12 protein-coding genes (1 of these 12 only partly in view) are annotated in these 9,182 nt (G+C 37.3%); 10 read left to right on the top strand and 2 right to left on the bottom strand.

Annotated elements, in window-relative coordinates:
• Position 1 precedes the first annotated feature (1 nt).
• Entirely contained in the window at positions 2-232 is a 231-nt protein-coding gene (locus tag HYG87_RS08890; RefSeq protein WP_211532823.1) for a hypothetical protein, read from the bottom strand.
• A gap of 248 nt (positions 233-480) precedes the next feature.
• On the opposite strand from HYG87_RS08890, the gene HYG87_RS08895 reads away from it, so the two are divergent.
• Genes HYG87_RS08895 through HYG87_RS08905 form a run of 3 tightly spaced genes read left to right on the top strand, consistent with a single transcriptional unit; the run spans position 481 to position 3,304 of the window.
• Positions 481-1,422, top strand: a complete 942-nt coding sequence (locus HYG87_RS08895; RefSeq protein WP_211532824.1) for an ABC transporter ATP-binding protein — start codon at positions 481-483, stop codon at positions 1,420-1,422.
• Entirely contained in the window at positions 1,422-2,699 is a 1,278-nt protein-coding gene (locus tag HYG87_RS08900; protein WP_211532825.1) for an ABC transporter permease, read from the top strand. Before HYG87_RS08895 ends, HYG87_RS08900 begins: the two co-directional genes overlap by 1 nt.
• A gap of 26 nt (positions 2,700-2,725) precedes the next feature.
• A complete protein-coding gene (locus HYG87_RS08905) occupies positions 2,726-3,304 on the top strand; it encodes a class I SAM-dependent methyltransferase (RefSeq protein ID WP_211532826.1) in 579 nt (192 codons plus the stop codon).
• 56 nt (positions 3,305-3,360) lie between these two features.
• On the opposite strand, the gene HYG87_RS08910 is transcribed toward HYG87_RS08905, so the two are convergent.
• A complete protein-coding gene (locus tag HYG87_RS08910; protein ID WP_249164844.1) occupies positions 3,361-4,113 on the bottom strand; it encodes an archaeosine tRNA-ribosyltransferase in 753 nt (250 codons plus the stop codon).
• Positions 4,114-4,354: 241 nt separating this feature from the next.
• On the opposite strand from HYG87_RS08910, the gene hdrC reads away from it, so the two are divergent.
• From hdrC to HYG87_RS08945, 7 genes are all read left to right on the top strand, one after another.
• The gene (gene hdrC, locus HYG87_RS11010; protein ID WP_249164845.1) at positions 4,355-5,332 is read left to right on the top strand and encodes a CoB--CoM heterodisulfide reductase subunit C; all 978 of its coding nucleotides are present in this window, start codon (positions 4,355-4,357) and stop codon (positions 5,330-5,332) included.
• 22 nt (positions 5,333-5,354) lie between these two features.
• Positions 5,355-6,269: a CoB--CoM heterodisulfide reductase subunit B gene (hdrB, locus tag HYG87_RS08920; protein WP_211532827.1), complete on the top strand. Its 915-nt coding sequence runs from the start codon at positions 5,355-5,357 to the stop codon at positions 6,267-6,269.
• Between the two features lie 65 nt (positions 6,270-6,334).
• The gene (locus HYG87_RS08925) at positions 6,335-6,601 is read left to right on the top strand and encodes a DUF749 domain-containing protein (protein ID WP_211532828.1); all 267 of its coding nucleotides are present in this window, start codon (positions 6,335-6,337) and stop codon (positions 6,599-6,601) included.
• Positions 6,598-7,128 carry a DUF2096 domain-containing protein gene (locus tag HYG87_RS08930; RefSeq protein ID WP_211532829.1) on the top strand — a complete coding sequence of 177 codons (531 nt, stop codon included), beginning with the start codon at positions 6,598-6,600 and terminating at the stop codon, positions 7,126-7,128. Before HYG87_RS08925 ends, HYG87_RS08930 begins: the two co-directional genes overlap by 4 nt.
• A gap of 43 nt (positions 7,129-7,171) precedes the next feature.
• The gene (locus HYG87_RS08935; RefSeq protein ID WP_211532830.1) at positions 7,172-7,852 is read left to right on the top strand and encodes a metallophosphoesterase; all 681 of its coding nucleotides are present in this window, start codon (positions 7,172-7,174) and stop codon (positions 7,850-7,852) included.
• Between the two features lie 120 nt (positions 7,853-7,972).
• Positions 7,973-8,890, top strand: coding sequence for a 2-phosphoglycerate kinase (locus HYG87_RS08940; RefSeq protein ID WP_211532831.1), 918 nt, complete (start codon positions 7,973-7,975; stop codon positions 8,888-8,890).
• A protein-coding gene (locus HYG87_RS08945) for a CBS domain-containing protein (RefSeq protein WP_211532832.1) crosses the window boundary here: on the top strand, positions 8,868-9,182 show its 5' portion. The gene runs 87 nt beyond the window's last position; the window shows 315 of its 402 coding nt (coding positions 1-315); it begins with the start codon at positions 8,868-8,870; its stop codon lies beyond the right edge, outside the window. The genes HYG87_RS08940 and HYG87_RS08945 overlap by 23 nt, the downstream gene beginning before the upstream one ends.

A 9,182-nucleotide genomic window follows, 5' to 3' on the forward strand; every position in this document is an offset into this window, starting at 1 on the left:
CTCATTTTTCTTCTATATCAATGTCTTTTGGAGAATTTTTAACCAGATAATCACATTTTTCAACATTTTGCAATGGTAACAGGACATAACGGGTTCCTATTTCATGGTGGCTATATACCACTTCAATAAATCCCCGGGATTCATCAATATTTATACTTTCCACCCCGAATTCCCCTTTTTTGAAATTGTGGATATTTTCATTGGTCATACTAACTTCAATTTTTTCAATCATAAACTCAACTCCCTGTTAAAATATTGTTTTTACTAATTCAAATATTATACGAATTTTAAAGAAAAACTAATTGATTCCGGGATGATATTACAAATCCTTATTGGGGTTTAATAAAAATTAATATTAATATAGTAAATAAAATATATTTAGAACTTAAAATAACTGACATTTATTTACTATTCTTATTTAGAATAGCCAGAATTAGATTATTTTTTAAAATTAGTGATTATGGTACAAGAGGATATAAAATGGAAGAATACGTTATAGAAGCCCAAAATCTGAGTAAAAATTACAATGGATTTAAGGCGGTAGACGGCCTTAATCTTAAAATCAAAAAAGGAGAGGTTTTTGGTTTTTTAGGGCCTAATGGTGCTGGTAAAACCACATCCATTAGTATGATGGTAGGACTACTGCAACCCAGCCAGGGAAAAGTCCTGATAAATGGAGTAAATGTGGAAAAGGTAGATAAAATAGTTATAGGTATCTGTCCCCAGGAACTGGTTCTATGGGAAAATTTAACCTGTATGGAGAGCCTTAAACTGATGGGAGATATGTACGAGGTTCCAGGAGACGTTTTAAAAAAAAGAGCTGAAAAATTACTCCAGGATCTTTTCCTGATGGATAAAGCAGATACAATAGCTTCTAAATTATCTGGAGGGATGAAAAGACGTTTAAATCTTGCTTTAGCATTAATACACGCTCCAAATATAGTTGTTTTAGATGAACCTTCTGAGGGCCTTGACCCCCAATCAAGAAGGGTTTTATGGAACTTCATCAAATCATTACGGGACAATGAAGGCAAAACTGTAATTCTTACCACCCATCTAATGGATGAAGCCGATAGATTGAGTGACAGAATAGCCATAATGGATCATGGCAAATTACTTCTTCTGGATACTCCTGCTAATTTGAAAAAACAGATTGGAGAGGGTGATGTGGTGGAAATGAAGTTAAATGATCCTGAAAAAAATAAAGAGATAATTGAATATCTGGAAAATATGCATTTAATTGAATCTGCCCATGTAATTGATAACCATATCAATATAAGGGCCCTCAATGCAGTGGCTTTACTTCCTCAAATAATGAGATATATGGAAGACAATAAAATTTCTGTTGCAGATTTATCCATCAGGCAAAATACATTAGAAGACGTTTTTATTGAATTAACTGGCACAGGATTGAGAGAATAATGAAATTTATCAGCATCGCTATTAAAGATTTTAAGGAACTTATAAGAGACCAGAGAGGTCTTTTCATGATTTTAGGGTTTCCACTATTTTTCATGCTTGTTTTTGGATTCGCATTTGGTGGAATGGGCCAGGAAAATGAACCACATTTACTGGCAGTGGTAAATTATGACCAGGGGGCCATTTTTCCCTTAACTAATGAAGAAGTAAATTTTGGAAATAATTTTACAGAAGTTCTACAGGATTCAAAATATGAGGATAGTGACGTTAATCTATTCAATGTTACCGTGACCACGGAATTTGAAGCAGATAGACTCATAAAGAGCCGGGAGGTTGATGCGGCCATCATTATTCCCGAAGACTTCTCCCAATCCATGGTACAACTTATTAACTCTAATTTAAACCAGCAAAATATCATGGTAATCCCGGAGGGGACAACTAACTCCTCTAATAATTTCACCTCTGTAATAATTAAGGGAGATACCAGTTTTTCCAACTTTGGGGTTTCTCAGGCTATACTGGTAGGCACCCTCCAACAATTTCAGGAGGAAACGGTTAGTGCCATATCAGAAACCATTTCCCCTTCCACAGCCCCATCTGCAGAATCCATAACCACTTCTGTTGAATCAGTGCCCGGTACAGAATCGTTTTCCATGTTTGATTTTCTGGCCCCGGGAATGATGGTATTTGCCATACTGCTTTTAGCCACCACGGTAGCTGCAGCTTTAAGCAGGGAAGTGGAAACTGGAACCCTGGCCCGCTTAAAAATGTCCCGGATGCGGTCTTTTGACCTATTATTCGGGGGTTTAATTCCCTGGTCACTGGTTGCTGCAGCTCAAATAGTTATTTTGCTGGTGGTGGCCATTATAATGGGCTTCAAATGGCAGGGAGGCTTAAATTCTCTAATACTGGCTATTTTTATTGCAGTAATTGGAGGAATAGCTTCTGTGGCATTGGGAATGATCATAGCTGCTTTTGCTAAAAATGATCGTCAGGCGGCCAACTTAGGGACCCTGGTTACAGTACCGGTTAGTTTTTTATCAGGAGCTTTTTTTGCATTGCCTCCCGTAGTAATTGGAGACTTCCTGGGCCAACAGGTGCAAATATATGATCTGCTTCCATGGACACACACCCTTACTGCTTTAAGGGCAGTATTAACATTTGGAGAAGGTTTAAATGATATTACATATTCCTTAGGCTGGATGATAGTCCTTACTTTAATCCTGTTTGTTATAGGTGTGGGAATATTTTCCAGAACCCGATTAAGTGCAGAAAATTAAATCAAATCTCCCTTGGTGATGAGATAATGAAAAAAGAAAAAAATAAACATGTACACCATGGTAAATCCACCCGGGATATACTTGACCCGGGTCAGGTTCTTTTAAATGTGGGAATAAAACCCGGAGATATTTTTGTAGATGCCGGTTGTGGGGATGGTTTCATCTCTTTAGAGGCATCTAAAATGGTGGGTGAAAAGGGAATGGTTTATGCAGTGGATATTCATGATAAGTCCCTTGAATCCCTGGAAAAAGAAATCCAAAACAAAAAGTCAGGTAATATTTCCCTGCTTTTGGCAGATATAACCCGTAAGTTACCTCTAGAAGATGATAGTGTGGATATCTATTTCATGGCCAATGTGTTCCATGGGCTGGTGTCCAATAATGAAGTAACAAATACCATGAAAGAATCATTGAGAATATTAAAACCAGGTGGTATGCTGGCCATAGTTGATTTTAAAAAAGTTAAAAACACACCAGGCCCACCTTTAGAGGTACGTTTAGAACCAGAGGAAATAGTGGAAACCCTCCTCTCCTGCCAACTACAAGAACCAAAAATAATTGACACCGGACCCTATCATTATCTGGTTTTAGCATCAAGCAGATAATTAGTCAGGGCACGCGCCATTCAATTTATTTAGCCTAATTTAATTTTAAACATAGGTCAATGAATAGGAGTGTATTTTTCTAAAAATGATATATACTCCTTATCTAAAATTCTAAGGGTGGACATAATAGCCGGGGATGAACAGGATCGCTGCTCCACCAAATTACGCAGGGTACCATTTTTAATATTTTCATAAATTTCTTTTATAACCAGGTCCAGGCTTTTTTTATTATATTCTATCAATTCTTCAGTATTTAATTCCATTAAGGGATACTTTTCAAGATTGTAAGAGGCACTGGGAGTCATTATGATATTTAAATAACCATAAAATTCACATACCGAATCTGAAAACAGGTCTAAACCCATATATGCCAGTAATGGTAAAAAGGAAGTATCTGCAAATGGCAGGCATAATGCGGTGTTAGGGCTAACAGCTTCCCTTAAACTGGTCACCATTTTTACCAGATCCCGGGGTCTTTGCAATAATTCATCAGAATTGGCTATTAAAAGTGCATTAAACCCCATTTCTTCCAGTTTTTTTGCACATTCTATCCTCAAATCAACATATTTTGATCCATGGACCACTGCAAATTCTTCTTCGCAATTACCGGCCTTTTTTAATGTTTCTTCCACAGACCACTTTGCCAGATCCCGGGGAACCTCATAAGGCATGGCTTCGTCTTCACAAAGTGAGATGGATTCCAGGGGTAAAACAGCAGGGGTGGTTAGTTCACCATAGATACCTGCTCTACCTGGCCCGTCATGAATCTTTATTTCTAACATACTTTTTTTCATAAGTTCTACTTCCATGGTAAATTATGGGCATTGGTAGTTATATAATAAATCTTATAAATTCTTAATTTATCTAATTTTTAGTTTGAATATATATGGGGAGAACGATATCTATATTTTTGATTAAAACCACAAGGTGTAACCTAAAACCTTACACTACGCGAAATTTTCACAACCTTTATATACCTACTTAAAGTACAGTCTAATAAGAGAATCTGAGGTTTATGTAAACCAGTGATGTTTCAAGGTGTGAACAATAATGTCTGTATTAAAACGCCTTAAAAACTTCTTAAGTGGGGAAAAAGAAGAGTCAACCGAGGAGAAAAAAACAGAATCTCCTGAATCTAAAGTTTCTAATACTTCCCAGGTTGCTAAGGATAAAACTCCTGAAGCTGCTGAAGTTTCCACTAAAAAGGATGAAGTTCCTGATAAGGTGGAGGAAGTAAAAGTTGCTGAAGTTTCCACTAAAAAGGATGAAGTTCCTGATAAGGTGGAGGAAGTAAAAGCTGAAACTACTGAAACTGAAACTGCAGAGGATAGTTCTTCTTTAAAAGAGGAACCAACTGAAAAACCTGCAGATGAAGTGGAAAGTGTGGAAGAAACTGAAGAAACCTCTGAAGATGAACTCGAACCCCAAAATGTAACTGATGAAAAACCAAAACTGGAAAGGAGTGAGAAGATGACTCTACTTGACCGAGATGAAAACTTATTAAAAAGAGAAGATATCGATAAAGAATTTTCCCAGGAAATCAAAGAAGCTGGAGGAGACAGTTTAGAATACTGTTTCCAGTGTGGTACCTGTACTGGTTCCTGTCCTTCCGGAAGGAGAACTCCTTACCGTGTCAGGCAAATTATTAGAAAAACCAACATGGGATTAAAAGACGAAGTAATGGCTGACCCTAACTTGTGGATGTGTACCACCTGCTATGCCTGTCAGGAAAGATGCCCCCGGAAAATTAAAATTGTGGATGTAGTTAAGCTGGCCCGTAACCATGCGGCCCAGGCTGGATTTATGGCACCTGCTCACAAAATGACCGGATCATTTGTAATAAAAACCGGACACGGTGTACCTATCAACGATGCCACCATGGAATTAAGAAAAAGAGTAGGTCTGGGAGAATTACCACCAACCACTCACCAGTTCCCGGGAGCATTAGAAGAAGTTCAAACCATCTTAAAAGCAACTGGCTTCGATTCCTTAATTGGATACAATTGGGAAACCGGAGAACTAGAATAAATAACCTTAAGGAGGATCAAAAATGGAAATCGCATACTTCTTAGGATGTATCATGAATAACCGATACCCTGGTATTGAAAAAGCTACTCGAATTTTATTTGATAAATTGGATATTGATTTAAAGGACATGGAAGGCGCATCTTGCTGCCCTGCTCCTGGTGTATTTGGTTCCTTTGATAAAACTACCTGGGCTGCTATTGCAGCTAGAAACATAACCATTGCAGAAGACATGGGTGCAGACATCATGACTGAATGTAATGGTTGTTTTGGTTCACTCTTTGAAACCAACCACATGTTAAAAGAAGACGAGGAAATGAAAGAAAAGATTAACACCATCCTGGCTGAAACCGATAGGGAATTCAAAGGTGATGTTAATGTAAGACACTTTGCAGAAGTGCTCTACAATGATGTGGGATTGGAAAAACTCTCAGAATTAGTTGACCAGCCTTTAAACTTAAATGTAGCAGTACACTATGGTTGCCACTTCCTCAAGCCAAGCGATGAAATCAAAATCGACAACCCGGAAAAACCTACCATTCTGGATGAAATAGTAGAAGCAACCGGTGCCAAATCAGTTCCCTACAAGGACAAAATGATGTGCTGCGGTGCTGGTGGGGGAGTAAGATCCCGGGATCTGGATGTTGCTCTGGATTTCACCCGAGAAAAACTAACCAACATGAAAGAAGCAGGTGTAGATGCAATAGTAAATGTTTGTCCTTTCTGCCACTTACAATTTGACGTGGGACAAATGGAGATTAAAAATAAAATAGGTGATGATTTCGACATACCTGTTTTCCATTTAGCTCAACTACTAGGTCTGGCCATGGGATTAGCTGGTGACGAATTAACTCTGGACTCACATCAGATATGTACTGACGATGCAGTCAAAAAATGTCTGGACTTCTCAGAGTTAGATGTAATCACTGGAGGAGAATAATTCTCCTACCTTTTATTTTTTTAAATAATTTTTTCTAAAAAAACCAACATATAAGGGGTGTTTCTTTGTTTATAGCAACTCTTGCAGGCATATTTAATTTAAAAGATTTACCTGAAGAATACAGCTCTTTTGTGCAATATAAAGCTTCTCTTGAGAAAAGAGATATTGAAGATAATGATGAAATTGCTATCCTGGCCATTCAGGGTACAGAAAGCTATCATGTATTATTTTTAAAAGCATACAATAATATCCGGGAAATTGAAGATGAATTAAAATTAGCTGATGCTAAAATTAACCATACTAGTTTAAATATACTGGAAGGACATTTATGAGCAGCTTAGTGGTAGAACAAACCTGGCTGGTTTTGGTTGATCTTTTAACTGATCTTAAAAATAAGGGTATTGATGTTCCCACCTCTATAAATGAGGACATAAGACTTTTAAGGACCTCTATTAATTTTTATAAAGCAGATACAACCCATCCGGATATGATGAAGGAATTAAAGAGGATAAATGATTCTATAAATTCCATTCAGGACCAATTATTAAATCTGGCCCAGGATGTTTCTGAAAAATACTATAATGAATGGCTGGAAAAACTCAAAAAAGTTTCCCTGGGGGAAGAAATCTATAAAACCAGCAAAACAAAATCTCGATTTATGGTAGGAGCCCCACCTGGTTTTAATGCAGCTCGAGTTACCTTAAAAGAACCTCTTGCTGAAGAAAGAGTCCAGGATATTGCAGAAGATAATAATCTCATCATAGAATTTGTGGAAGATAATGTTATCGCCATTTATGGGCACGGGGATAATGTTAAAAACGGACTTAAAAAAATAGGCTCTTTTTTTAAGGATTATTAATTAACTTAACTTTTATTATTTTAAGCTAAATTTTGGTGTTATTATGAAAATACTGGCTATTAGTGACCTTCATGGCAAGATCCATCCTGGATTGGATAACTATCTAAAAAATAATAAAATTGATTTGATTGTTATTTCCGGGGATATAACTCATTTCGGGCCACCTGAACTGGCCCAGGATTTGCTGGATCAAATGGGGTCCTATAACATACCCATTATAGCTATTCCTGGAAACTGTGATCCTCAGGGAATCCATGTTTGTTTGGAAAATTGTAAGGCATTAAATGTTCATGCTAAAAGCTTATCCCTAAAAAATATTGCTATTTGCGGATTTGGAGGTTCTAATCCCACTCCTTTTGATACACCTATTGAATTCGGGGAAGTGGAAATATATGAAGAACTGGATAAACTCCTCCTGGAGATGAAAGACCAGGATGTTAAAATCCTCATCACCCATGCCCCACCCTACAACACCCAGGCAGATAAACTATTCACCGGTGAACATGTAGGGAGCAAAAGCATTAGAGAAATTATAGAAAAATATAAACCCGATTTAAATATATGTGGTCATATCCATGAAGCACAGTCAGTGGATACCATTCTTAAAACCATAGTGGTTAATCCCGGTCAGTTATCTGATGGTTCAGCATGCCTCATTAATATTGGGGATGAAGAACTTGAAAATGGAACTTATGCCATAGATTCTAAATTCATTAAGCTATAATTTCAAACGGTAGGTTTATCCCGGGGTGAGGATTTAATATAATTCTTATATTTTATGAAAACTATATTATGCTGTATATACTATCTTTAATCTGCAGTTAATGTCTTTCAGGTGAAAGCTATGATAATGGTTCAAGGAGAAGTAAGTGGAAAAAAATATACCGAACCTTTTTCTAAGGGTGTTCTGGCCAGATCTTTAACTAGGGCTGAAATGGATCCAAACAAAGCCCATACTTTTGCTTCTCAAATCGAGGCTCACCTTAAAGCAGAAAAAGTTGAAGTCATCACCATTGATGAAATGGTACGCATAGTCTGTGAAAAATTAAGAGAAGAAAATGAAGAAATTGCAGAAAAATATGTGGCCTGGAGAAGAATAAGAAAATGCAAAGAACCATTAATTATTCTTATTGGAGGAGCATCCGGGGTAGGTACTTCTTCTATAGCATTTGAAGTTGCCAACCGCCTGGGTATCAGGAATATGATTAGTACGGATATGATACGGGAAGTAATGCGTAAAATAGTAGGTAAAGAGCTAGTACCCACCATATATGAGTCAAGTTATACTGCCTACCGGTCTTTACGAATACCTCCTCCTCCTGAATTTGATGAAGTTCTCATTGGATTTAGAGATCACGTGGATACGGTTAGTATCGGTGTAGAAGCAGTAATTGAAAGAGCCCTCAAAGAAGGTATCAGCATTGTAATCGAAGGGGTTCATATTGTACCGGGTTTTATTAGAGAAGACCTGGTTAATAAGGAAAACGTGGCCATGTTTGTACTCACCGTTTCTGATGAAAATGTGCATAAGGGAAGATTCTACTCTCGATGCAGACAAATGTGGGCTAGAAGGCCATTAAAAAGATATATGAGTTATTATTGGGCCATAAGGAGAACCCACAAATACTTTGAAAGTCAAGCTAATAAGTTCAATGTACCGGTGATTGAAAATATTGATGTGGTCACCACCATTGATTCAATTATTAAATCTCTTACAAAAACTAACGGGGGTGTAAAAAATGCTGAAAAACCTAAAAGTTAAAGAAATAATGACCAATGATGTTATTACTGTTTCACCAGAAGAAGACGTGGTATTCGCCTTTGAAAAATTAATGAAATACAAAATTAGTGCCTTACCAGTGGTTCAGGATAAAAAACTACAGGGTATTGTCACTGCTTCAGATTTAGGTCATAACCTGATTCTGGATAACTACGAACTGGGAACCACGGTAGAAAAAGCAATGGTACTGGATGTGGCCTGTGTCCTCCCTGATGATGATCTTTCTTCAGCAGTAAATAAAATGAAGGAACATGGCTCAGAAGGCGGCATAGTA

It is taken from the genome of Methanobacterium alkalithermotolerans (assembly GCF_018141185.1).
Lineage (GTDB): Archaea > Methanobacteriota > Methanobacteria > Methanobacteriales > Methanobacteriaceae > Methanobacterium_F > Methanobacterium_F alkalithermotolerans.

Bases quoted from the DNA above. Each gene is read 5' to 3' on its own strand.
- HYG87_RS08935 (WP_211532830.1), top strand. From the start codon at position 7,172: ATGAAAATACTGGCTATTAGTGACCTTCATGGCAAGATCCATCCTGGA.
- HYG87_RS08930 (WP_211532829.1), top strand. From the start codon at position 6,598: ATGAGCAGCTTAGTGGTAGAACAAACCTGGCTGGTTTTGGTTGATCTT.
- HYG87_RS08895 (WP_211532824.1), top strand. From the start codon at position 481: ATGGAAGAATACGTTATAGAAGCCCAAAATCTGAGTAAAAATTACAAT.
- HYG87_RS08905 (WP_211532826.1), top strand. From the start codon at position 2,726: ATGAAAAAAGAAAAAAATAAACATGTACACCATGGTAAATCCACCCGG.
- HYG87_RS08910 (WP_249164844.1), bottom strand. From the start codon at position 4,113: ATGGAAGTAGAACTTATGAAAAAAAGTATGTTAGAAATAAAGATTCAT.
- HYG87_RS08900 (WP_211532825.1), top strand. From the start codon at position 1,422: ATGAAATTTATCAGCATCGCTATTAAAGATTTTAAGGAACTTATAAGA.
- HYG87_RS08940 (WP_211532831.1), top strand. From the start codon at position 7,973: ATGATAATGGTTCAAGGAGAAGTAAGTGGAAAAAAATATACCGAACCT.
- HYG87_RS08890 (WP_211532823.1), bottom strand. From the start codon at position 232: ATGATTGAAAAAATTGAAGTTAGTATGACCAATGAAAATATCCACAAT.
- hdrC (WP_249164845.1), top strand. From the start codon at position 4,355: ATGTCTGTATTAAAACGCCTTAAAAACTTCTTAAGTGGGGAAAAAGAA.
- hdrB (WP_211532827.1), top strand. From the start codon at position 5,355: ATGGAAATCGCATACTTCTTAGGATGTATCATGAATAACCGATACCCT.